Annotated in this window: 19 protein-coding genes; 5 read left to right on the top strand and 14 right to left on the bottom strand. The window is 68.9% G+C overall.

All coding sequences use genetic code 11. The features are described 5' to 3' along the window. Together HKK72_RS23425 and HKK72_RS23420 are read left to right on the top strand one after the other, a co-directional pair. Positions 1-1,318, top strand: a 1,318-nt coding sequence (locus tag HKK72_RS23425; RefSeq protein ID WP_315987405.1) for a hypothetical protein, incomplete at its 5' end; no start/stop codon positions are given. A 10-nt stretch (positions 1,319-1,328) separates the two neighbouring features. Then, positions 1,329-2,045, top strand: a complete 717-nt coding sequence (locus HKK72_RS23420) for an SMI1/KNR4 family protein (RefSeq protein WP_187236565.1) — start codon at positions 1,329-1,331, stop codon at positions 2,043-2,045. A 15-nt stretch (positions 2,046-2,060) separates the two neighbouring features. On the opposite strand, the gene HKK72_RS23415 is transcribed toward HKK72_RS23420, so the two are convergent. Then, positions 2,061-2,873 carry an SAM-dependent methyltransferase gene (locus HKK72_RS23415; protein ID WP_187236564.1) on the bottom strand — a complete coding sequence of 271 codons (813 nt, stop codon included), beginning with the start codon at positions 2,871-2,873 and terminating at the stop codon, positions 2,061-2,063. 186 nt (positions 2,874-3,059) lie between these two features. Then, a complete protein-coding gene (locus HKK72_RS23410) occupies positions 3,060-5,726 on the bottom strand; it encodes a valine--tRNA ligase (RefSeq protein ID WP_187236567.1) in 2,667 nt (888 codons plus the stop codon). 155 nt (positions 5,727-5,881) lie between these two features. On the opposite strand from HKK72_RS23410, the gene HKK72_RS23405 reads away from it, so the two are divergent. Further along, complete coding sequence (locus tag HKK72_RS23405; protein ID WP_187236563.1) at positions 5,882-6,739, top strand: hypothetical protein; 858 nt, start codon at positions 5,882-5,884, stop codon at positions 6,737-6,739. Between the two features lie 168 nt (positions 6,740-6,907). On the opposite strand, the gene clpX is transcribed toward HKK72_RS23405, so the two are convergent. The 10 genes from clpX to HKK72_RS23355 all read right to left on the bottom strand — a co-directional run bounded on the left by clpX (position 6,908) and on the right by HKK72_RS23355 (position 19,982). Further along, positions 6,908-8,179, bottom strand: coding sequence for an ATP-dependent Clp protease ATP-binding subunit ClpX (gene clpX / locus HKK72_RS23400; protein ID WP_187236562.1), 1,272 nt, complete (start codon positions 8,177-8,179; stop codon positions 6,908-6,910). A 165-nt stretch (positions 8,180-8,344) separates the two neighbouring features. After that, the gene (locus HKK72_RS23395; protein ID WP_222721041.1) at positions 8,345-8,986 is read right to left on the bottom strand and encodes an ATP-dependent Clp protease proteolytic subunit; all 642 of its coding nucleotides are present in this window, start codon (positions 8,984-8,986) and stop codon (positions 8,345-8,347) included. A gap of 58 nt (positions 8,987-9,044) precedes the next feature. After that, on the bottom strand, positions 9,045-9,683 hold the full coding sequence (locus HKK72_RS23390) for an ATP-dependent Clp protease proteolytic subunit (protein ID WP_312882085.1): 639 nt from the start codon (positions 9,681-9,683) through the stop codon (positions 9,045-9,047). 454 nt (positions 9,684-10,137) lie between these two features. Then, positions 10,138-11,628: a trigger factor gene (tig, locus tag HKK72_RS23385; RefSeq protein WP_187236560.1), complete on the bottom strand. Its 1,491-nt coding sequence runs from the start codon at positions 11,626-11,628 to the stop codon at positions 10,138-10,140. Between the two features lie 233 nt (positions 11,629-11,861). Then, positions 11,862-13,643 (bottom strand): substrate-binding and VWA domain-containing protein, encoded by a 1,782-nt coding sequence (locus HKK72_RS23380; protein WP_315987404.1) that lies wholly within the window; start codon positions 13,641-13,643, stop codon positions 11,862-11,864. Between the two features lie 197 nt (positions 13,644-13,840). Then, a complete protein-coding gene (locus HKK72_RS23375) occupies positions 13,841-16,816 on the bottom strand; it encodes an ABC transporter substrate-binding protein (RefSeq protein ID WP_187236558.1) in 2,976 nt (991 codons plus the stop codon). A 271-nt stretch (positions 16,817-17,087) separates the two neighbouring features. Further along, positions 17,088-17,282: a DUF5302 domain-containing protein gene (locus HKK72_RS23370; RefSeq protein ID WP_187236557.1), complete on the bottom strand. Its 195-nt coding sequence runs from the start codon at positions 17,280-17,282 to the stop codon at positions 17,088-17,090. A 203-nt stretch (positions 17,283-17,485) separates the two neighbouring features. Further along, positions 17,486-18,466 carry an aldo/keto reductase gene (locus tag HKK72_RS23365; protein ID WP_187236556.1) on the bottom strand — a complete coding sequence of 327 codons (981 nt, stop codon included), beginning with the start codon at positions 18,464-18,466 and terminating at the stop codon, positions 17,486-17,488. Positions 18,467-18,587: 121 nt separating this feature from the next. After that, positions 18,588-19,343: a tRNA(His) guanylyltransferase Thg1 family protein gene (locus tag HKK72_RS23360; RefSeq protein ID WP_187236555.1), complete on the bottom strand. Its 756-nt coding sequence runs from the start codon at positions 19,341-19,343 to the stop codon at positions 18,588-18,590. Positions 19,344-19,394: 51 nt separating this feature from the next. After that, a complete protein-coding gene (locus HKK72_RS23355; RefSeq protein WP_187236554.1) occupies positions 19,395-19,982 on the bottom strand; it encodes an ATP-binding protein in 588 nt (195 codons plus the stop codon). Positions 19,983-20,245: 263 nt separating this feature from the next. Here HKK72_RS23355 and HKK72_RS42835 point away from each other — a divergent pair, with 263 nt between their 5' ends. Continuing rightward, on the top strand, positions 20,246-20,395 hold the full coding sequence (locus tag HKK72_RS42835; RefSeq protein ID WP_222721037.1) for an SEC-C metal-binding domain-containing protein: 150 nt from the start codon (positions 20,246-20,248) through the stop codon (positions 20,393-20,395). A 102-nt stretch (positions 20,396-20,497) separates the two neighbouring features. Here the strand turns inward: HKK72_RS42835 and HKK72_RS23345 are convergent, their stop codons facing one another. Both HKK72_RS23345 and HKK72_RS23340 read right to left on the bottom strand, forming a co-directional pair. Beyond that, positions 20,498-21,454 (bottom strand): DUF1152 domain-containing protein, encoded by a 957-nt coding sequence (locus tag HKK72_RS23345; RefSeq protein WP_187236553.1) that lies wholly within the window; start codon positions 21,452-21,454, stop codon positions 20,498-20,500. A gap of 144 nt (positions 21,455-21,598) precedes the next feature. Continuing rightward, positions 21,599-22,465 carry an oxidoreductase gene (locus HKK72_RS23340; protein WP_187236552.1) on the bottom strand — a complete coding sequence of 289 codons (867 nt, stop codon included), beginning with the start codon at positions 22,463-22,465 and terminating at the stop codon, positions 21,599-21,601. Between the two features lie 110 nt (positions 22,466-22,575). On the opposite strand from HKK72_RS23340, the gene HKK72_RS23335 reads away from it, so the two are divergent. Then, positions 22,576-23,510: LysR family transcriptional regulator (locus tag HKK72_RS23335; protein WP_187236551.1), on the top strand; the 935-nt coding region annotated here is incomplete at its 3' end.

Here is a 23,510-nt window from a genome sequence, read left to right as displayed (position 1 = left end):
CGACGACGCCGCCTCTCGTGCCCTGTCCCGCGTCTTCTTCCGCGAGTGGGAAGCCCGCGTGCCCGGCGAGCGGCGCAGCCTGCACCGGGCGCGGGCACTCATCGACGCCCTGCACCTCACCACCAGGCACATCACCACCGGGCACATCACCACCGGGCACATCACCACCGGGCACATCACCACGGTGGGGATTCCCGTGCTGACCGTCGTCGGCTCCAAGGGCAAGGGCACCGCCGCGGCGTACGCCTCCGCCCTGCTGGCCACGGCCGGCCGCCGGGTCGTGACCGTCACCAGCCCCGACCATCGCACCGTCAGGGAACGGATCCGGGTCGACGGCCGCGCGGTCTCGCCGGCGGAGCTGACGGCGCTGGGCGAACGGATCTCCGATGGCATGGCACGGCTGCCGCCGCCGGCGAACGGCTACCTCGCTCCGTCCGGGCTGTTCATCGTGGCCGGCGTCCTCCACGCCCTCGCCCTGGACGCGGAGACACTCGTCATCGAGGCCGGCCGGGGCGGCCGATCCGATGAGGCGAGCCTTTTCACCCCCACGGTGGCGGCGGTGACACCCGTCTTCGAGGAGCACCTCGGCGAACTCGGGGACTCGGTCGCCGAGATCGCTCGGGACAAGGCGGCGGTCATCGGCCCGCAGACCCTGGATGTGCTCTCGGCACCGCAACGCGACGATGTGGAACCGGTCCTGCGGACCACCGTTGCCGAGATCTCCGGCGGTCGCGCCGCGTACGAGACCGTGGTGCCCGGGGCGAGCGGCGTCCCGGCCGATCTGCTGCCCGGCGGGCCGGGCGCCGCCAACGCCGAGCTCGGCTGCCTCGCGGCTCAGCGGTTGCTCGACCGCACAGGGGGCGAACGTCCCGCAGTGCGGCCACTGCGGGCGGCGCTGTCGTCGATCGCACTGCCCGGGCGGCTGTCCTGGCATCGGGTCCCCGGCACGCCTTGCTCGGTCCTGCTCGACCAGGCCGTGAACGGGCCGGGCGCCGCCGCCGCCGTGACGGCGGCGCGGGCCCGTGGCGGGGTCGACCACGTGCTGGTGTCGCTGTCCGACGACAAGGATCTCGACGGTGTCATCGCCGAGCTGCGAGGGCTTCCGGTCACCTTCGTCCGGCTCGATCGCCCGCATCTCGGCTTCACCCGGAACGTCCCGGCGCACTGGACCGTCCTCGACGAGCGCGAGCTGACGCGCGCGGCCCTGACCCGGTTCGGCCGGCGGCTGGTCGCCATGGGCAACGTCAGCTTCGTCGGCCGCATGGCCGAACTCCTGGACATCCCCACCGAGCGGCTGTTCAACCCGCCGGGCCGCTAGGTTGACGGCCATGACGACGATCGTGTCGCTGGAGGCCAAGCTGCGGCGACTACGGGCCATCGAGGGCGGGCCGGCGCGGCACCGGGGGCTGTTCCGTCGAGCCGGCAGCGACTTCCTCGTCTTCGGCGCCGACGGGCACGGTTACCGCAACACGCCGCTGCGGCCCGCCGAGGTGGAGGCGTTCGAACGGGACCTCGGCGTTCCGCTGCCGGCGGCCTACCGGGAGTTCCTGCTCCGGATCGGGCCCGGCGCCGGGCCGCACTACGGCCTCTTCACGCCCGACGAGGTCCTCCTGGAGGGCGACGGCCGCGATCCCTCCGGAGCGTTCCCGTTCGTCCGCGCAGACGCCGAACGGATCTACCGCGCGTGGCTCGACTGGCTGGACGACCCGGGACCCAAGCCCGGCGGCCCTCCACGCGGCGGTTCGGCGCCGTGGCGGGCGCCCGGGGCCATCATCATCGGAACGCACGGTTGCGACGGCTACACGGCACTGGTGACCACGGGGGAACTGGTCGGCACGGTGTGGACCGTCTGGTCGGTCGGGAACTCGTGGAGGCCGGCCAAGGCCCCGCCGGCCGCCGGAGCCAAGGCCCCGCGCGGGCCGGCCGCGCCCATCTATCTCGGCCCGACGCCGGGCTTCGACGCGTGGTACGACGCCTGGCTCGACACGGCGCTGGCGGAGCTGTCGCCCACGCCCGTGGCGGAGCCGCCGCCCGACGGAGGGTGACCGGCGCCGCAGCCCTCAGATCTTGCGGGCCACGCCGCCCACGATCCACGCGTCGTCGGCTTCGGGCACGTCATCGGTCTCGTCCGGACGCCACCGGCTGACGTAGACGAGCCCGGGATCGACGAGTTCGAAGCCGTCGAAGAATTCGAGGACGTCCGCGCGGGTGCGGCGGGCGTCGCCGCTGCGCTTGAGGAAGCTGCGGTAGACGTCCTGTGCGGCGTCGATCGCCTCGGGGTGATCCTCCGAGACGACGTGCGACAGGGCGAGGTAGCTGCCGGCGGGGATGGCGTCACGGAGCCGCGCGACGATCTCGTACGGGCGGTCGTCGTCGGCGAAGAAGTGCAGGATCGCGATCAACAGGATCGCCACCGGCCGGTCGAAGTCGATGTGCCGTCGGATGACCGGATTGGCGAGGACGCTGTCCGGATCGAGCAGATCGGCCTCCGCCACGATGGTCTCGGCGTTGTCGGCCAGCAACGCCCGAGCGTGCGCGAGCACGATCGGGTCGTTGTCGACATAGGCCACCCGCGCGTCTGGGGCATGGGTCCTGGCCACCTGATGGACGTTGTTCTGGGTCGGCAGCCCGGTGCCGATGTCGACGAACTGGCGGATGCCCTGCTCGGCGAGGAACCGTACGGCACGGCCCAGGAAGGCCCGGTTGCGCCGGGAGATCTCGGCGATCTCAGGCGCGACCGCGAGCAGCTTGTCGGCCGCCGCCCGGTCGACGGCGTAGTTGTCCTTGCCACCGAGGTAGTAGTCGTACATGCGGGCGATGCTGGGCGAGGCGGTATCGATGCCCGGCGGCGCCCATTCGGTCCCTTCTGGCACGTCTGCCCCCTATCACCTGTCGGACGTGGCCGCCGGGGATACCCGCCCCCTCGACGGCCGATGACGCCCTCACCGCGTGGACGCGACCGGCATTTCCACGCCATGTCACGATCCGCAGTGAATCATGGCACTGTACGTCATCACCGCGCGACTCCGACAGCCCGGCGAGCCGATCCGGGGCCCGGGCTACCCGGCCGGGAGCGACGCCAGCTGGGCCTCCAGCCGGGTGATGTCGGCCTCGGCCTGCGCGAGGCGATCGCGGTTCTTCGCGATGACGGCCTCGGGGGCCTTGGCCATGAACGCCTCGTTGCCGAGCTTGCGCCGGGCCTGGTCCACCTCCTTGCGCGCGGCGGCCAGGTCCTTGTCCAGCCGCGCGCGCTCGGCCTTGACGTCGATGACACCCGCGGTGTCCAGCCGTACGGTCACGTCCTCCACGACCAGCGAGGCCGTCGGGACGAACTCGCCCGTGGGCTCGGTGAGACGCAGCAGCATGCGGACGGCCTCTTCGTGCGCGGCCAGCGGCGAGCCGGCGAAATCCAGCGCGGTCGTGACCCGCTGCCCAGGCTTGAGGCCCTGGTCGGACCGGAACCGGCGCACTTCGGTGACCAGTCGCTGCAATGAGGAGATCTCGGCCGCCGCAGCGGTGTCGACCACCTGCCCCGCGGCCTCGAGCTCCGCGCCGGCCGGCCACGGCGCCACCACGATCGACTCCGACCCGTCCGACTTGTCCGACCTGTCGAACCCGTGCAGGGCGGTCCAGAGCTCCTCGGTGACGAACGGGGTCATCGGGTGCAGCAGCCTCAGCACGACGTCGAGCACCTCGCCGAGCACGCGGCGGGTGGCGGCCGCGGGCTCACCGCCCTGTGCCAAGGGCACCTTGGCGAGCTCGACGTACCAGTCGCAGAACTCGTCCCAGGCGAAGTGGTAGAGCGCCTCGCACGCCTTGGCGAAGTCGTAGCCGTCGAGGTGCCGGTCGACCTCCGCCGTCACCTGCCGCAGCCGGGACAGGATCCAGCGGTCGGCGACGGACCGGTCGGCCGGCAGCGGTCCCTCGACCGTCGCGCCGTTCATGAGGGCGAATCGCGCGGCGTTCCACAGCTTGTTGCAGAAGTTCCGGGAACCCTGCGCCCATTCCACGGCCACCGGCACGTCGCCGCCGGGGCTCGCGCCGCGCAGCAGGGTGAACCGGGTGGCGTCGGCGCCGTACTCGTCGATCCAGTCGAGCGGGTCGATGACGTTTCCGGCCGACTTCGACATCTTCTTGCCGAACTGGTCGCGGACCATGCCGTGCAGCGCGATCTCCCTGAACGGCACCGTGCGGTCGGCCGCCTCGTCCTTCATCGCGTACAGCCCGAACATCATCATCCGGGCGACCCAGAAGAACAGGATGTCATAGCCGGTGACCAGCACACTGGTCGGGTAGAAGCGGCGGAGGTCGGCGGTCTCCTCGGGCCAGCCGAGGGTCGAGAAGGGCCACAGGGCCGAGGAGAACCAGGTGTCGAGCACGTCGGTGTCCTGCGTCCAGCCCTCGGGGGCCGACTCGCCGGGTCCGACGCAGCGGACCTCACCGTCCGGTCCGTACCACACCGGGATCCGGTGCCCCCACCACAGCTGCCGGCTGATGCACCAGTCGTGCATGTTGTCGACCCACGCGAAGTAGCGCGCCGCCATCTCAGGCGGCTGGATGCGCACCCGCCCGTCGCGCACGGCGTCGCCGGCGGCCTTGGCGAGCGGCGCGACGCGCACGAACCACTGCAGCGACACCCGGGGCTCGACCACGGTGGCGCACCGCTGGCAGTGACCCACCGCGTGCTCGTACGGGCGCACCTCCTTGACGACGCGGCCCTCCTCGCGCAGCGCTGCGACGACGGCCGGGCGCGCCTCGAACCGGTCGAGGCCGAGGAACGGCCCGTGCGCGGTGATGACCCCGTGCTCGTCGATGACGGTCAGCGCGGCCAACGAGTGACGGCGGCCGATCTCGAAGTCGTTCGGGTCGTGCGCGGGGGTGACCTTGACGGCCCCCGTGCCGAACGCCGGGTCGACGTGCTCGTCGGCCACGACCGGGATGCGGCGGCCGGTCAGCGGCAGCTCGACCTCACGGCCCACCATGTGCCGATAGCGCTCGTCGCCCGGGTGCACCGCGACGGCGGTGTCGCCCAGCATCGTCTCGGCGCGGGTGGTCGCCACCACGATGGAGTCGTCGCCGGAGCCGTAACGGATCGAGACCAGCTCGCCCTCACGGTTCTCGTGCTCGACCTCGATGTCGGACAGCGCGGTGAGACAGCGCGGGCACCAGTTGATGATGCGCTCGGCGCGGTAGATCAGCCCTTCGTCGTAGAGCCGCTTGAAGATGGTGACGACGGCGTGGGAGAGGCCAGCGTCCATCGTGAAGCGCTCCCGCGACCAGTCGACGCTGTCGCCCAGGCGCCTCATCTGGCCGAGGATGGCGCCCCCGGACTTCTCCTTCCACTGCCACACCCGGTCGACGAACGCCTCGCGGCCGAGGTCGTGCCTGGACAGGCCGTCCTTGGCGAGTTCCCGCTCGACGACGTTCTGCGTCGCGATCCCCGCATGGTCGGTTCCGGGCAGCCACAGCACCTCGTGGCCCTGCATCCGGCGGCGGCGGATCAGTGCGTCCTGGATCGAATGATCCAGTGCATGCCCCATATGCAACGATCCAGTTACGTTCGGGGGCGGAATCACTATGGAGAAGTGCGGACGGGCACTGTTTCGATCAGGGTCGGCCGTGAATAGTCCCGCCGAGACCCAGCGTTCGTAGAGTCTGCCCTCGACGTCGGCTGGGGTGTACTGGCTGGACAGGTCGACGTCGGCGACGCGCGGGTCGTGCTCCATGGACTCTTTCACGGGGCGAGATTCTACGGAGCATTGGCGGCCGGGAACGCGTCGACCCAGGAATGAGTCGAATACAGGAGAATGTCCCTTGTCAGTCGCACGGCTGACGCAGTTGAGCGCGCCGCAGTCGGAAAGCCCGGCGCTGAGGAGTGACGATGAGCGGTTGGAACCCCCCACCGGGCCAGGGCGGCCCCCCGTACGGCGGCGTCCCGGGCCAGGGCCAGCCCGGGTACGGACAGCAGCCGGGACAGCCCGGATATGGCCAGCAGCCGGGCGGACAGCCTGGTTACGGCCAGCAGCCGGGCGGACAGCCCGGGTACGGCCAGCAGCCCGGCTACGGGCAGCCTCAGTACGGCCAGCCGGCGCCGGGGATGCCGCCGTACGGGCAGCCGCCCTACCCGCCGCGCAAGTCCAACGCGGGCCTGATCATCGGGCTCGCCGGCGGCGCGGTGGCGCTCGTGGTGGTGCTGTTCATCGTCGGCGTCGTGGTCGCCTCGAGCGGCAAGGACTACCAGATCAGCACGCCGTCGTCGGCGGGCGGCCTGACCCGCGACTCGTCCGGGGAGAGCTCCCTCAGCTCCCAGATCAGCTCGGCCCGGTCGGAGCTGCGCAGCGCCACCAAGTACCGGATCAGCGACATCCAGACGGCGGTCTACACCGACGGCTCCTACCGCTACGTGTTCATCGGCGGCACCGGCAAGCTCGGCGACCCGGACGAGTTCGTCAGCGGCTTCCGTAGCCAGGCGACCCGTTCGTCCAGCAGCTCGGTGTCCACGACGGTGAGCGAGGTCGACTCCGGCGGCGACGGCAAGGCGGTCTGCGCCACGGTGCGGAGCACCATCAGCAGCACGTCGTACTCCACCGCGATCTGCGCTTGGGCGACCGAGAGCTCGTTCGGTGAGATCATCCCGATCCCGAACGCCTCGACGCTGAGGACGCCCACCAGCAAGACCAGCTTTGAGGTGGCCTCGCTCATGCGGCGCATGCGCGACGACATCGAGTCGGAGAAGTAACCCCCGTGTCGGCGGGCGACCACCCAGAGCCACCTGCCGGCGCCGACGCGGGGCATGATCGAACAGAACCGCACCGTTCTCGACGGTGCGGTTCTGTCTTCTCTGTCTCAGGAGCGGCCCTGGATCAGGCGCGGGCCTCGGCGTAGGTACGGGGAACCGGCGATGGGGTCAGGCGGACTTCTCGCGGGGCTCCCGCTTGGCCCGCTCGCGCGGCACCAGGGTCGGGTTGACGTGCTCGAGCACCGCTTCGCGGGTGATGACCACGCGGGCGACGTCGACCCTGCTCGGTACCTCGTACATCACCGACAGCAGGACCTCTTCCAGGATCGCCCGCAGCCCACGGGCACCGGTGCCGCGCAGGATGGCCTGGTCGGCGATCGCCTCGAGGGCGTCCTCGGTGAACTCCAGATCCACCCCGTCGAGCTCGAACAGCCGGTGATACTGCTTGACCAGCGCGTTCTTGGGCTCGGTGAGGATGCTGATCAGAGCGTCACGGTCGAGGTTGTGCACGTTGGTGATGACCGGGAGCCGGCCCACGAACTCGGGGATCATCCCGAACTTCAGCAGGTCCTCGGGCATCACGTCGGCGAACACGTCGACCATTTCCTCGAACTCGGCCTTCGAGCGGATCACGGCGCCGAAGCCCATGCCCTGCTTGCCGACCCGCGACTCGACGATCTTCTCCAGCCCCGCGAAGGCCCCACCGCAGATGAACAGGACGTTCGTCGTGTCGATCTGGATGAACTCCTGGTGCGGGTGCTTGCGCCCGCCCTGCGGCGGCACCGAGGCCGTCGTGCCCTCGAGGATCTTCAGCAGGGCCTGCTGCACGCCCTCGCCCGACACGTCCCGGGTGATCGACGGGTTCTCGCTCTTACGGGCGATCTTGTCGACCTCATCGATGTAGATGATCCCGGTCTCGGCCTTCTTGACGTCGTAGTCGGCCGCCTGGATCAGCTTCAGCAGGATGTTCTCGACATCCTCGCCGACGTAGCCGGCCTCGGTCAGCGCCGTGGCGTCCGCGATCGCGAACGGCACGTTGAGCAGTTTGGCGAGCGTCTGCGCGAGCAGGGTCTTGCCCGAGCCCGTGGGGCCCAGCAGCAGGATGTTCGACTTGGCCAGCTCGACCGCGTCGTCTCTGCCGTCTCCGGACTGGATCCGCTTGTAGTGGTTGTAGACGGCGACCGAGAGTGCCTTCTTGGCCGTCTCCTGCCCGATGACGTAGGAGTCCAGGAACTCGTAGATCTCCCGCGGTTTGGGAAGGTTGTCCCACTTCAGATCGGAGGTCTCGGAGAGCTCCTCCTCGATGATCTCGTTGCAGAGATCAATGCACTCGTCGCAGATGTACACGCCCGGACCCGCGATGAGCTTTTTGACCTGCTTCTGACTCTTTCCGCAGAACGAGCACTTGAGCAAATCACCACCGTCGCCGATGCGTGCCACCCAACTGTCTCCTTTTCGTGGGGCCGCCGTCGTGAGTTGCGGCGCGGTCCTTCGCTTTGAAGGCTCTACGTCGGCTTCGACGTTACCGTCTTCGAGGCACTAGGTAAGCCCCTCGTTGGCAAGTATGTCGGCGAGGCCTGAGGAGAACCCGGGGGTCCCGACGTCTTACGACGACACTACCTCGGCGCGGCGCTTCCTGCTCGCGAAGACGTCGTCGACCAAGCCGTAGGTCTTGGCCTCCTCCGCCGTCAAGATCTTGTCACGCTCGATGTCCTTGCGGACCTGGTCGATCTTCTGCCCACTGTGCCGGGCGAGGATGTCCTCGAGCTGCTCACGGATCCGCATGATCTCACGAGCCTGGATCTCGATGTCGCTGGACTGACCGTACGAACCCTCGGTCGCGGGCTGGTGGATCAGGATCCGCGAGTGCGGCAGCGCCGCCCGCTTGCCGGGGGTGCCGGCGGCGAGCAGCACGGCCGCGGCCGAGGCGGCCTGGCCGATGCACACCGTCTGGATGTCCGGCTTGACGAACTGCATCGTGTCGTAGATCGCCGTCATCGCGGTGAACGAGCCGCCCGGCGAGTTGATGTAGATGCTGATGTCGCGGTCCGGGTCGATCGACTCCAGCGTCAGCAACTGGGCCATCACGTCGTTGGCGGACGCGTCGTCGATCTGGATCCCGAGGAAGATGATCCGCTCCTCGAAGAGCTTGTTGTACGGGTTCATCTCCTTGACCCCGTACGTGGTGCGCTCGACGAAGGAGGGGATGATGTATCGGCTCTCAACTGGCATGGCCGCACCGCCCATCTGGATGCCGGGCCGGATCAGGTCGCTCACTTCAATGCCTCCGCTAGTCGTACGTGAGTCAGGAGACCGGGCCCTCGGAGGGCACCTGCGTGGCACTGCGCACCACATGGTCAACGAACCCGTAGTCCTGGGCCTCCTCGGCCGTGAACCAGCGGTCACGGTCGGAGTCCCGCTCGATCTGGTCGACGGGCTGGCCCGTGTGGAACGCGATCCGGTCGGCGAGCGTCCGCTTCACGTACAGCATCTGCTCGGCCTGGATCTTGATGTCGGAGGCCGTGCCCCCGATGCCGCCGGACGGCTGGTGCATCATGATCCGCGCGTGCGGCAGGGCGTAGCGCTTGCCCGTGGCGCCCGCGCAGAGCAGGAACTGCCCCATCGACGCGGCCAGTCCCATGCCGACGGTTGCGACGTCGTTCGGGACGTACTGCATGATGTCGTAGATCGCCATACCGGCCGTCACCGAGCCGCCGGGCGAGTTGATGTAGAGGTAGATGTCGCGCTTGCCGTCCTCGGCCGAGAGCAGCAGCAGCTCGGCGCAGATGCGGTTGGCGATATCGTCGTCGACCTGCTGGCCCAGGAAGATGATGCGCTCACGCAGCAGCCGCTGGAACAACTGGTCGCCAAGCGGCAACAAAGGCGCCTCGGCCACCCTGGACACGATGCGCGTCGGGTCGTCGAACGTCGGAGGGATGCTCACCGGTTCCTCCGGTCTGTATCGGGTCGGATGATTGGACATTAACGCGCTCCACAGACCGGTTAAGCCGGGAGAGCCGCGTTTTCGCTCGGGGCGTACCTTGTTTGATTGCGCTCGCTCCGCTCGCGCGGCGCAGCGTTCATGGCCGCGCCTCCGGCGCGGCGGCTCGGGGCGCCTTGCAGGCGCCGTCTTCCCTCGTCGCTCCCGAGCGCTCGTTCCTCAGTCCAGACAGCGCCGCGCCCCTCGCAGGCCACGTCCAGCCCACCGGCCCCTTCCTAGCCGTGATCATGCAGTTGTTCCCGCCGACATACCGGGATACGGGAACAACTGCATGATCACGGCGAAGAGGGGGTCGCTGCGGGACGCGTGCGGGCCGGCGCCGACCCCTCTCGGGGTGGCACCGGCCCGTGATGACGCTGCTGACGGCCTGGCCGTCAGGATGTCGCCGCGCTGGAGATCAGGCTTTCTTGGGCTCGGCCTCGTCGGTCTTTTCCTCTGCATTGGTCTCGTCCGCGGGAGCGGCGGCCTCGTCGACGACCGCGTCCTCGGTCGTGTCCTCGGTCGTGTCCTCGGCGCCGGTGTCCGCGTCAGCGTCCACGTCTGCGTCCGCGGCGACGGTCTCGCCGCCGAGCTCACGCTGGATCGCCTCGGCGTCGAGCTCGTTGCCCGACTCGTCGACGATCTTGACGTTCTCGACGAGGACGTTGAGCGACTTGGTGCGCAGCACCTCGGACACCAGCGCGGGGAGCTGCCCGCTCTCGGTGAGGTGCTGGGCGAGCTGCTGCGGCTGCATGCCGATCTGCATGGCCTGCGTCACGACGTACTCGCTGAGCTCCTCGTTCTCGACGCCCAGCTCCTCCTGGAGGGCGAGCTGGTCAAGCACGAAACCGCCCTTGACGGCCTGGCGCGACGCGTCGGCGATCTCGGTGTCGAACTCCTCCTCGGACTTCTCCTCCTCCTGGAGGTAGGCCTCCTTGGTGAGTCCGGCGTACTGGAGCTGCTGTTCGAGCTGCTCGTTGCGGCGAGCGATCTCGCCCTCGATCACGCCGTCCGGCAGCGGAATGTCGATCTTCTCGAGGAGTGCCTCGAGCGCCTTGTCCCGCGCCTGCGCGAGCTGCTGCCCGCGCTTCTGCCGCTCCAGGCGGCCGCGGACGTCGGCGCGAAGTTCGCCGATGGTGTCGAACTCGCTGGCCAGCTGGGCGAACTCGTCGTCCAGCTCCGGCAGTTCCTTGATCTTGACGCTGTGCACGGTGACGGTGACCTCGGCCTCCTCGCCCTCGTGCTCACCGCCCGCCAGGGTCGTCGTGAAGGTCTTGGACTCCTCGGCGCTCATCCCGACGAGGGCGTCGTCGAGGCCCTCGACTGAGGACTTGCTGCCCACCTCGTAGGAGTAGCCGGTGGTGCGCGCGTCCTCGATGTCCTCGCCGTCGATCTGGGCGGCCAGGTCGATGGACACGAAGTCGCCGTCCTCGGCCGGGCGGTTCGCGGCGGTCAGCGCGGCGAACCGCTCACGCAGGTTGCCGATGGTCTCCTCGACCTCGTCCGGCGTGACCACTGCGTCGTCGACGGTCACCTCGAGGCCCTTGAAGTCCGGCACCTCGAACTTGGGCCGGATGTCGACCTCGGCGGTGAAGGCGAACTCCTTGCCGTCGTCGAGGGTGGTGATCTCGACGTCCGGCTGCCCGAGGACGAAGACCTCGGACTCCTCGACGGCCCGTCCGTAAAGCTCCGGGAGGGCGTCGTTGACGGCCTCCTGCAGCACCGCTCCCCTGCCGACGTACTGGTCGATCAGCCGGGCCGGCACCTTGCCAGGGCGGAAGCCCTTGAGCCGCACCTGCTTCGAGAGCTCTTTGTACGCCTTGTCGAGGTTGGGCTTGAGCTCGTCGAACGGCACCTCGACGGTGAGCTTGACCCGCGTGGGGGTCAGCTCCTCAACATCGGTCTTCACTGGGGTAGGTCTCCTTGATCCAGCGTGATCGCGGCGCCGTCTGCTAACAGCCACGGGCTTCTGGCCGCATCCTCAGCCTGGCGCGGGCACGCACAACAAGCGGCGCCGCACGCCTTCGCCCGCCAAGTCTATGGGGTTCCGGCAGCGCGCGCGCACTCACTCTCGCTCGTGCCCCTCCTCGCGCGCGCCGCGGTACCCCGCCAGGCGGCTCGGAGGGTCGCCTGGAAAGGCGCCTAGAAGTTGGAGATGACCTCCTGGAAGACCTCGCGGATGCTGTTGGCGTCCGAGGAGTCGTAGGCGGCCCCGTCCGCGGCCTCGGCGATCTGCCGCAGCACCTGCTGATCGGCGTTGGCGCCGTAACCGATAGTGAAGACGCGCACCGCCTCACCGTCCTTGTTGGACAGTTTGCCGAGCAGCGTGTTGAGGTCGAGCCCGCCCTGCCGCTCGTTCTGGCCGTCGGTGAGGACGACGACCGCGTTGATCGAGTCCTCCTCCCGGCCGGCCCGCATCGTGTCGTACGCCGCGGCCGTGGTGTTGTACAGGCCGGTGGCGCCGCTGAGCGTCATCCGGCTCAGCGAGGACCGCATCGACGCGCGGTGGGCGGCGTCCATCGACGCCACGGGCACGAGTTCCTTCCAGTCCTGCTGACCGTCCAGCTGCGCGGAGAACATCCACAGCCCGACCTCGTCGTGCCCCCGGAACTCGCCGAGCGACTCGGCCGCGGCCTCCTTTGCGAGGTCGCCCTTCGACTTGCCGGTGCCGGCGACCTCCTCCCGCATCGATCCCGACCGGTCCACGACGAGCAGCACCTTCGCGGGCTTGCGCAGCTCGCCCCATGTCTCCAGCACGGCGTCGAGCACACTCGCCTGCGGGACGGTGAGCTTGGTGGCCGGCTGGTCGCGCAGCAGGCCGTTGTCCTGGGTGACGTTGGGGCCCGGGCCGCCCTTGTAGTCGCGGAAGCCGAACTTCTGGAAGAGCGTCTGCGCGTCCTGGCCGTGCAGATAGGTGAGGAACGCGTCCGAGGCCCGCTTCTTCTCCGGATCGAGCCCGTTCATCGGCACGTACGGATGGTCGGACATGATCGTGCCCTCTTTGGGGTAGATCGCGACCAGCGGGGTCTTGGGCTTGCCGTGTTTGCCGAGCTGGTTCGGGTCCAGGGTCGGGTTGCCCTGGTTGTAGGCCCAGACCGAGTTCTCCTCGACGGTCACCGCGGAGATGTACGACAGTGCCTCGCCCCGATCGTCGGCGCGCAGCAGGTTCGCCAGGAAGGTCAGTGTCGTGTCGCCATAGTGCACGATCGAGCGCTCGATGTTGCGCACGAACGCCTGGTTCTTGGGGTTGGCGATGTCCTCTTTGCCGAGGTCACTGGTGGTGCCGGTGATCGCGAAGTAGGCGCCGACGGTGGCGTTCAGCCCGGAGGTCGACAGGTTCGGGTTGGTCTTGCCGAGCTTGAACTCGCCCCACTCCGGATGACCGTACGCGGCCCAGCCCTTGGGGTCTGTGCCCAGCTTGGCGAGGTCGGACCAGCCGACCGCCTTGCTCGGCCAGCCGAGCACCTCCGCCATCGGCTTGGGCATGGCGATCGTCAGCGGTGAGGTCATGATCGGCTGAGGGGCGCCGTCGGCGACCGGCGGAGCCTTGTCGGTGTTCTGGACGCGCTGACGCAGCAGTGTCACCCAGACGCTCGACGCCGGGCTCCACACGTCCGGGCGAGGGCCGTCGACCGTCTCGTCCCAGCCGCGGGCCAGTGCCTGCATCGCGGTGCCCGAGTTCTTCGAGTCCACCGTGACCTTGACGCACTTGCCGTCGACGGCCGCCTTCTTGCCGAATTCGTCGGCCGCCCTCTGGAGCAGGCCGACCTTGTCCTGCGACGCCGCCATGCGCAGTCGGACGGCGCCGTCGCAGTCGTTCTGCGCGTCGGGCCCGCACCCAGTGAGCACCGAGGCGGCCGCCAGCGCCACCACGAGAAGAAACGCCGGCACATGGCGGCGCCCGCCCTTCCTCGAACTCGACACGTCCACTCGTCCTCCCGCGACCCCGTACAAGCGCTTTGTGGGGCAAGATCCCACAAAACCGCGTTGCCCACGACGATTGGAGGGATGTCGCGGCGAAACCGTTCCCTCGCCGCCCGGCTCATCCGCCCGGCTCATCCGTCGACGTCACACACCTGCCGAGAGGCGGCGGTCACATCACGGCAGCCGCTCTTCGGTGGTCATTGCACGCCGAGGCACGCGTAGTCGTATCCGCCGAACATCTGACTGACGTACACGTTGGTCAGCCGTGAGCCGCGGTAGAGCACCGCCTTGTCGTACACCAGCGGGACGATGGCCGCACGGTCCATCACCTTGCGGTCGATCTCTGCCGTGACCCCTTCTCTGGTCTTCTGATCCCTGGTCTGGGCCGCCTGGTCCAGCAGCCCGTTGATCTCCGAGTCGTTGAGCTCGGAAAGGTTGTTGTTGTTGCTGGACGTGATGTTCCGCCCGTCGATCAGAAGGGGAAAGAAGCCGAGGCCGGTGGGGTAGTCCGGGCCCCACACCGAGAGGATCATGCCGATGTCGTTCTTGTGCACGTAGTCGGGCTTGCCCGCGTAGTCCCTGAAGAACTCGGTGACGGGGTACTCGCGGATCCGGAGCGTTATGCCCGCCTTGGCCAGCGAGCTCTGCAGCACCTCGGCCTGCGCCTTGTCCTTCGGGCGGCCCTGCCTGATGGCGAGGTTGGTGGTGAATCCGTTGGGCTTGCCACAGGACGCGAGCTCCTCCTTGGCCTTGGGGAGCCCGGTCGGATAGCTGTCGAAGCGCTGACGGCCCGCGATGACCGGTGGCAGCAGGTTCGTGGCCGGCTCGGCGGCCGTCCGGCCGCCGAGCGCCGTCTGTACGGCGGTCCGGTCCACCGCGTACTGCACGGCGCGGCGGCAGTGCACGTTGTCGAACGGCGCCACCTTGGTCGACAACGCGACGTAGCGCAGGAAGCCGGTCGTCGGATTGTCGGTGTTGGCCTTCAAGGTGGTGTCGGACAGGGCCTTGGCCTGAGCCGTGGCCTGCAGGCCCGACCCCGTCGCGTCCAGATCGGCCTGGCCGTTCAGGAGCTTGTTGTCGATGGCGTTGACGTCGGTATCGACGTTCACCTCGATGCGGTCAACGAGCTGCTTGCGGTTGCCGTCGTCGCCCCAGTTGGGGTTGCGCACCAGAGTGATCGACTTGTCCGCGACATAGCTCTCCACCTTGTACGGACCGGTGGAGATCACCCGCTTCTTGTAGTCGGCTCCGGTGTCCTTGCTCTGCGGGACCGGCGCCGTCTGCGGCAGCGCCGCGAGATAGTCGAAGTCGGCGTTCGGCTTCTTCAGGTGGAAGACCACCGTCTGGTCGTCGGGTGCCGTGACGCCGGTGAACTTGCTCAGGTCCTTGTCGTCGTACGGGCCCGCGTAGTCGCCGGCGGCGAGCAGCTCGCTGAAGTACGCCGGGCCGCTGAACAGCACCCGCCGGTCGAAGGTGCGCGCGACCGCGTAGCGCACGTCCTTGGCCGTGACGGGCGAGCCGTCCTCGTACTTCACGCCGCGCCGCAATCGGTAGGTCCACGTCTTCAGGTCCTCGCTGGGCTCACCGGGCCCGGTCGCGAGGTCGGCGGTCGGCTGGAGCCCCTCGGTGCCGGGCACGCTCTTGTACGTGAGCAGCGGACGCGCATAGAGCCGGCTGAAGTTCCACGACGTGTTCTGGTACATGTCGCCGGGGTCGATCGAGTCGAAGTCGAAGTTGTGCACCAGCCGCAGCGTCCCGCCCTGGGTCGTGGACTTGTTGACCACCTTCGTCAGCCCGGCGTCGGCGACCCTCGTCGAGGTGATGGGGTCCACCGGCTTGTCATCGGGCCTGAACAGCTGAAGGGCGACCACTCCGAGGCCGGCCACCAGTGCCACCCCGACGGCCGCCGCGGCCACCGGCACCCAGGTCCTGCGCGCCTTGCGCGGGGGCTTGGTCAGTTGGACGCCCATCGGCCCCCAGCCCGGGGACGGTGCGGCTCCGTGCGGCGGCTGCAGGTTCGGATGGCCGGACGGACCGTTCGGGTGGTTCGGGCCGTTCGCACCCGTCGGACCCGCCGGACGGCCGGGATCGGTGCCGCGTACGTTCGGATCCGTGCCCCAGACGGGCGTGCCCACCGGCGACGCGCCCGCCGGGCGCGCGGGCGCGGGATGCGCCATCGGCGCGGCGTGCGCGGCGGGCGCACCCCATCCGGCACCGGGGACAGGGCTCTGGGCGGCCGAGGCGGTCAGCCCGGCCAGCACCTGCTGAGCCGTCGGGCGCTGGGAGGGGTGCTTGTAGAGGCAGTACCACACGAGGTCGCGCAGCGGGCCCTGGAGATCGCCGATATAGGGATCGGTATTGAGGATCCGGTGCATCACGACGGGGATGGAGTCCTGGCCGAACGGTGGCGCGCCGGTCGCCGCGAAGACCATCGTCGCGGCCCAGGCGAACACGTCCGCGGCCGGGGTGATCTGCTGACCGGTCAACTGCTCGGGCGCCATGTAGGCGGGGGTGCCGACGACGCCGCTGGAGACCGAGATGGTCGAGTCGAGGGCTCGAGCGATGCCGAAGTCGATGACCCGCGGCCGGTCGGCGCTGAGCAGCACGTTGCTCGGCTTGAAGTCCCGGTGCACCACGTTGGCCTGATGGATGGCGATGAGCGCGTTGAGCGTGCCGACCGCGAGCCGGTGCAGCTCCGGGCCCGCGAGCGGCCCTTCCGAGCGTACGGCCTCGGAGAGCGGCCGCCCGTCGACGTACTCGCTGACGATGTAGGGCGTCCGGCCCTCCATGTCGGCCTCGATGATGCGCGCCGTGAAGGAGGGCTCGATCCGCTGAGCGGCGGCCACCTCTTTGGCGAAGTAGCGGCGCGCACGGGCGTCGCTGCTCAAGTGGGTGCGCAACAGTTTGATCGCGAAGAGCCGGTCGGGCTCGCCGGAACGGTCCGGGTCGCCCGGATCCTTCGGTTCGCCCGACTCGTTCGACCGGTTTGATTCGTCCGCGCCGGGCCCGCTCTCGTCGGCCCCGTCCTCGGCGGCCGCGCTCCCGTCGGACGGGTCCTTGTCGGCCACACCCAGGTAGACGATGCCCTGGCCGCCCTCCCCGAGCAGGCCGATCAGCCGATAGCCGCCCAATCGCTCCGGATCGCCCGGCCGTAGGGGACGGGAATCCGGCATGACGCCTCCAAGGGGGCGAGGGGAGAATGGCGCCCCTATTCTCCACCCCGAGTGCGGGCGATCGCCACGCCGGTCGGCTTTCAGCGAAAGGAAAGCGACCCTTCGCCAGGTCGGGCGCCCACGAGGCCGATCCCTGATTCGCCAGGTTCGCCGTCGTGGTTCGCCGTCGTGGTTCGCCGTTGTGACGATCGCCGGACCCCGCGCTCACGCGGGGTCACGGTCGACGTTCGCGTGCGCACGGCGCAGGCCGTGTCACGCGCTCTGGCGTGGTTCAGCCGCCGCTCTTACGGCGGAACTGACGCCGGTTCTTGACGGGGCCGTGCGTGTGAGAGACCCCGGTGGAACCCTTTCCCTGCCCTTCGGTCCGCTCGGACGCCTGGCGACCGCGCTTTCTTTCCAACGCCTCGCGGAACTTTCGTTTCGCGTCGTCGTCGGGATTTGTCGGTTCCGACTCACCAGAAGACATACGAACCTCCTGCTCTCAGGTAGTACACACTTTGACACGCTTCGTTCAACGGGGCGAACCCCCGGCCGCCTCCAGGAGGCCGTTGACCTGAGCCGATCCGGGGGCCCTCGCGAACAACTGCATGATCACGGCAGGAATTTCTCTGGCGTGATCATGCAGTTGTGCCGCATGCGAGGGCCGCCGTCCGCTCGGGTGGCGCTTCCTCAGGAGTGCCCGAGAATGGGGTGCGGCCGGTAGGGCTCCTCCAGCCGGGCCACCTCGTCGTCGGACAACGTCACGTCGACCGCGGCGATGGCGTCCTCCAGATGCCGCTCCTTGGTCGCCCCCACGATAGGTGCGGTCACCGCGGGCTTGGCCAGCAGCCATGCGAGGGCGATCCTCGCCGGGGGCAGGCCACGCTCCTTGGCGATGGCACGCACCACCTCGACGACGTCGAAGTCCGCTTCACGGTACAACTTGTCGGCGAACAGGTCGCTGCCGCCCCGGGCCGTCTCGCGCCGGGCGCCGCGTTCCTGGTCTCCGGCGAGCAGTCCGCGTGCCAGGGGGCTCCACGGGATGACGCCCACGCCCTGGTCGAGGCAGAGCGGGATCATCTCCCGCTCCTCCTCCCGGTACACCAGGTTGTAGTGGTTCTGCATCGACACGAACCTGGTCCAGCCGTTGACCTGCGCGGCGTGCTGCATCTTGGCGAACTGCCAGGCGTACATGCTCGATGCCCCGATATAACGCGCCCTGCCCGAACGCACCACGTCGTGCAACGCCTCCATGGTCTCCTCGACCGGCGTCTCGGGATCGAAACGATGGATCTGATAAAGATCAACATAATCGGTGCCGAGCCGCGCCAGCGACGCGTCGATCCCGGCCAGCACGTGCTTACGGGAGAGCCCACGCTCGTTGGGGCCTTCCCCCATCGGGGAGTAGACCTTCGTCGCGAGCACGTAGTCCTCACGGCGCGGGAAGAGACGCGCGAGCAGCCGGCCGGTGATCTCTTCGCTCACGCCCCGGGAGTAGACGTCCGCGGTGTCGAAGAACGTCACGCCCGCCTCGACCGCCCGCCGCACGATCGGCTCGGCCGCGTCCTCGCCCAGGAACCACTCGCGCGCCCCCGGGTCGCCGTAGCTCATCATGCCCAGGCAGATCCGCGACACCTTCAGCCCGGACGCGCCAAGCCTTGCGTAGATCATGTCGTCTCCCTCTCGGTACGTCGCAGATGGATCTCGAACCCGGTGACCGGCACAAGGCCCATGGTGTCCTGGATCAGGATCCGCCCGTCCGGCGGATCGGGCGCTGAGTCGGGCGTCGAGGTCAGCCGGAGCAGGTGACCAGCTTGCGGACGAGATCACGGTAGTCGTCCTTCATGGGCAGTTCACGTTCGACATGGACGCGTCGCCGCGCGGCGGTGACATCCGTGCCGCGGATCGGATCATGTCCCGTCTTGTCGTAGGTCTCCCACCACAGCCCGACGCCGCGCCGCTGCCACGCCGGAACCTCGTTGAAGTTGATGTCGCGGGCGAAGAGCAGCTCGTTCTTTGCCGAGACGGTGGCACGCTCGAGGGCACGGGTCGCCTGCCGCTGGGACTGCCCTTCCTTGCGGAGAGTCCAGTAGCACCAGCCGTTGAGCGCGCACCGCGACGCGTCGGCCTGGCGCCAGGACAGGTAGTCGATCACGTCGTCGATACCGGTGCCCATCCAGATCCGGCCGTCGAAGCAGGCGGGCTCGCCCGCGGCGTGGGTGAACGCGGCGGTGGCGATGCTCGCCGACAGCGAAACGAGCTTCTCCACCTCACGTCCGAACAGGTCGAACTCCGGGCCGAGCACAACGGAGATCTCATCGCTCTCGGTGTAGGCGTAGCGGCCGCAGAGTTCGGTGAGCAGCGCTTGGGCGGCCTCGACCATCAGCGTGGAGAAGCGCGGGTCGAAGGGCTTGTCGAAACGACGCTCGGTGAAGCGGGAGAAGCTGCGTCCGTCGACTCGTACGATGCTCCACGCTCCTGGGAGCACGGCGAGAGAGTGGAACCACTCGAGTTCCCGCATCCGCGTCTCGAGATCCTTGCCCCGCATCGAATCTCCTTTGTCCCAGGCCCTCATGTGGCCTGCGGCCGGTCGTCGTGCTCAGCGGCCTGCGTCGTCCGGCGGGTCACCGGACTCGTCCATGGCCGTGACGTCGAACCCGCCCGTCCCGTCGAACCGTACGGTTCGCAGCTCATCGAACCCATCGGAGCGCAGCGGCCGACGCAGGCGACTGACAGTGGCATAGATCCCGACGTCCGGCACCCGGGTTCTCGGGGTACGGGCGGCATTGCGCCGCAGCGAGCCCGGCACGTCAGGCGGGAACCAGTAGCCGGTCACCTTCGCCCCGTGCGTGCGGGCCATCTCGATGAGAGGATCCCATTCCTCCCGTGACGGGTTGGTGTTGTCCACCGCGACGTTCCGGCCCGCCGCCAGCGCCTCGTCGATCATGCGCATCTGGCGCGCCTGGCGCCGCCGTCTCTTGCCGAGGTTGTCCTTGCTGACGTGCACATGAGTGCCGGCGAGGCGATCCCGGAAGAAGGTCGTCTTCCCGGACCCCTGCAACCCGACGAGGACGGCGATCTCGGGCACGTCCGGGTCGTCGCGTGATCGCCCGGGCAGTTCGCCTGATCGCTCGGGCGGGTCGGCTGATGGCTCGGGCAGGTGGGTCCGGTCTCCTGGCTCCTGCATGGCGCTTCGTCCATCCCGACATTCGACGCACGCCGTGTCGCGAGATATCGCCCTGCGGCGGATCATTGGCTCGAACTCAGGTTATCGCCGGCTCGACGGCGGAAACGACTGGCACGGCCGGCATGAGCGGCCTATCGTCGGCGCGATTCCGTACCGAAGAGGTTGTCATGTACCGCGACGACGAGGTGCCGTTTTGAGCGGACCAGCAAGCGCCGCAGGGGGTTCCCTCTAGCGAGACCCGGGTCAAACGGGGCGACCGCGTTGTGGGCGGGGAGAAGGAACTGATCGAGAAACTGGGCGGCAACGACCCGTGCCCGTGCGGCTCAGGGCGGCGGTTTCCGCCGCTGCTGCCGGCTGACCGGACGCTACGACGGAATGCCGGCCGCCTACTACGTACGCGAGCCTCGGCGTGAGAGCCGATGAGGATCCCGGGATGTCTTCGGTGGTCGATCGAGGACATCCCGGCCGTACGGCGGTCGCGACGGGTCTCTCGGGTCTGCGTGCGGGATTCGGTCTCAGTGCGGAATGGCGCGCGGCGGACGCTGCGTCACCTCTTCGCGAAAGTCCTCGATGATCGAGCTGATCTGGCGCATCAGCACCGTGTCCTCGATCCGGTCGAGGTAGAGCGAGTGCCGCGCGAGACCGTCGGCGGTCACCGCGAAGTACAGGGCCATGAGCGGATTCACGAACAACTCGCTGTTGCGAGTGCGCTCCGTGAATCGCACGTCCCCGAACTCGCCGCGTACGGCGGCGGCGATCGAGCCGTTGACGATGCTGGGATGGTCGGGAGTGCTCGCCTGCGCGTGAGCGACGGCGTCGAGGTAGAGAGCACCCTCGCGACTGGCACGAGACACCGAGAAGGCGCCGAGATAAGAACCGTCCCGCTCCAGCGCCGCCAGGTTCTCCAGGACGTGGGCGTGGCTGATGCCGTGGTAGGAGTCGACCCCGAAGCCCAGACACGTGACGATCTTCTCGGGAACGTCGAGACCATGGACGGCGGCCAGGCTGGCCATGTCCTCCTCGGGCGTGCCGAGACCGGCCTCATCGCCGCGCATGAGAATGTCGGTGCCGCCGTCGACGAGCAACACGGCGTCGATCCCGAGTCTTTCGATCAGAGTCCGGTAGGCGGCGCGCAGCGGCCGCACGCCCACCTTTGGAAAGGCGTACACGGTGGCCGGCAGCCGATGCTTCGCCAGCCACCGGGCCAGTGTTCGCTCGGGGAAATACCAGTCCTTACCGGCCGTATCAGGCCCGATCACGGCCACATCCTGATCGAGCCACACGTCGGAGTCGAGACCGTACAACGCGGTGAAGGACAGGTTGGCGAGATGGACCTCGCTGCCGGCCTCCGACAGCGCCAACGCGAGCGGGAGCCCCGCGTAGACGTCGAAACCGCCGCCCGCTCCCGCGATCAGGATCCGTTTCGCCTTCTTCAGCCGGGTGAAGAGCGTCGGCTCCTGAAGTGAGAACACTCGGGGACGGTACCAACGGAAAAATCATGAAACCAATGCATTTCAGCGGTGATGTCGTAGGGCACCCGGCGTCCGGCATCGCGGACGCCGGGCACCCGGCCGGAGCGTGGGATCAGCCGAGCCTGGGATCAGCCGAGCGTGGGATCAATCGTCGAAGTCGGTGCCGCGGCTGACCGACTCCCACGTCAGCACCTCCTCGCGCGAGGCGTCGAGATGACCGAGAATCGCGTCGGCGGAGTCGTTCCCCAGCGGCAATCGCAGCGGCGTCTCCTTCGCCTCCAGCGCGGCGAGGATGGCCACGGCGGCCTTCGCGGGGTCGCCGGGCTGCTTGCCGTCGGTGCTCGGCAGGGTGGCACGGACGGGTCCGACCGTCTCCTCGTACGCGGCGATGGTCGCGGACTGCAGCAGGGCGCCGCCCCCGGCGAAACCGGTCCGGAACGCACCGGGTTCGACGATCATCACCTTGATCCCGAAGGGGGCCACCTCGAGGGCGAGCGCCTCGGTCAGCCCCTCCAGGGCGAATTTCGTCGCCGAGTAGCCGCCGACGCCCGCGAACGAGAACCGGCCGCCCATGCTGCTCATCTGCACGATGGCGCCGGAGCCCTGGCTTCGCATGTGCGGCAATACCGCGCGGGTCAGCGCGGCGGGGCCGAAGAAGTGCAGCTCCATCAGATCCCGCAGCTCACGCTCGGTGGTCTCCTCGACCGCGCCGACGAGACCCCGGCCGGCATTGTTCACCAGTACGTCGATCCGCCCGTACCAGAGCAGCACCTCGGCCACGACGGCGGCGACACGCGCCGGATCGGTCACGTCCAGAGCGACCGGCACCACGCGATCGGGGTACGTGGCCGCTAGACCCTCCAGTGCCTCGGGCCTGCGGGCCGCCGCCACGACGGTGTCGCCGGCGGCGAGCGCGGCCTCGGCGATCGCCCGGCCGAAGCCTGAGGACGCGCCCGTGATCAGCCAGACGCGGCCGGCCGCCTCACGGGCAGATGTATCGGCAGTGCTCATTCCAGATCTCCAAGGTTCGGGTTCGACATCTCCCGTTATCGCAGCCACCGGGCCTGACCGTCCAAGACAGAACATCGCTCATTCGATAAAGAGCGCTTATGGTCAGACACATGGAGCTGCGCCAGTTGCGCTACCTCGTCGTGATCGCCGAGGAGGGAAATCTGGGCCGGGCCGCCACCCTGCTGTACGTGAGCCAGCCCGCGCTGTCGTACGCCCTCAAGAACCTGGAGGCCGAACTCGGAGTGCGGCTGTTCGATCGGCATGCCGGTGGCGTGACCGCGACCGCCGCCGGGCGCGACGTCGTCGCCGAGGCCCGCCGCACGCTGCGCCAGGCCGAACGGGTGACGGCCGCCGCCGAACAGCACCGGCGCGGCGAGACGGGGGTGCTGCGGGTCGGCTTCGAGGCCAGTGGCGCCGGCGAACTCACCACGCGGGCCCGGGCCGAGTTCGCCCGCCGCCACCCTGGCGTACGAGTGGAGCCCAAGCGCTTCGACTGGGGTCAGGAGACCATGGCGCTGCGCGACGGCCGAACCGATGTCGCCTTCGTCTGGCTCCCCGCCGACCTCACGGGCCTGCACGCCGAGGTGGTGCATACCGAGCCCCGGGTCGTCGGCATGCCGACCGGCCACCGGCTCGCCGGTCGCGACGGCATCTCCGTACTCGAAGTCAACGACGAACCCCTCATGTGGACCGAACGGGCTCCGCGCGACTGGGTGGACTGGTGGGCGGTCGATCCCAGACCGGATGGATCGAGTCCGCGCTGGGGGCCGACCAACGACAACGTCGAGGAGATGCTCGAGCAGGTCGCCGAAGGCACCGCCATCTGCTTCGCGCCCTGGAGCATGGCCCGGTACTACGCCCGTCCCGACCTCTCCTGGGTGCAGCTCACGGATGTCGAACCGCTGCGGGTCGCCCTCGCGTGGCCGAGCGACGCGGACAACGCGCTGGTGCGGCGATTCGCCGACGTCGTACGCGAACTGGCCGCAGCCTCGGCCTCGGCCTCAGCCTCGGTCTCGGCCGGGGACCGGCTGGATTCTTCCCTGCC

The sequence above is a fragment of the Actinomadura sp. HBU206391 genome, assembly GCF_014323665.1.
GTDB lineage: Bacteria > Actinomycetota > Actinomycetes > Streptosporangiales > Streptosporangiaceae > Actinomadura_C.
Note: the sequence above shows the minus strand (reverse complement) of the source record. Positions and strands in the feature narration are given on the sequence as shown.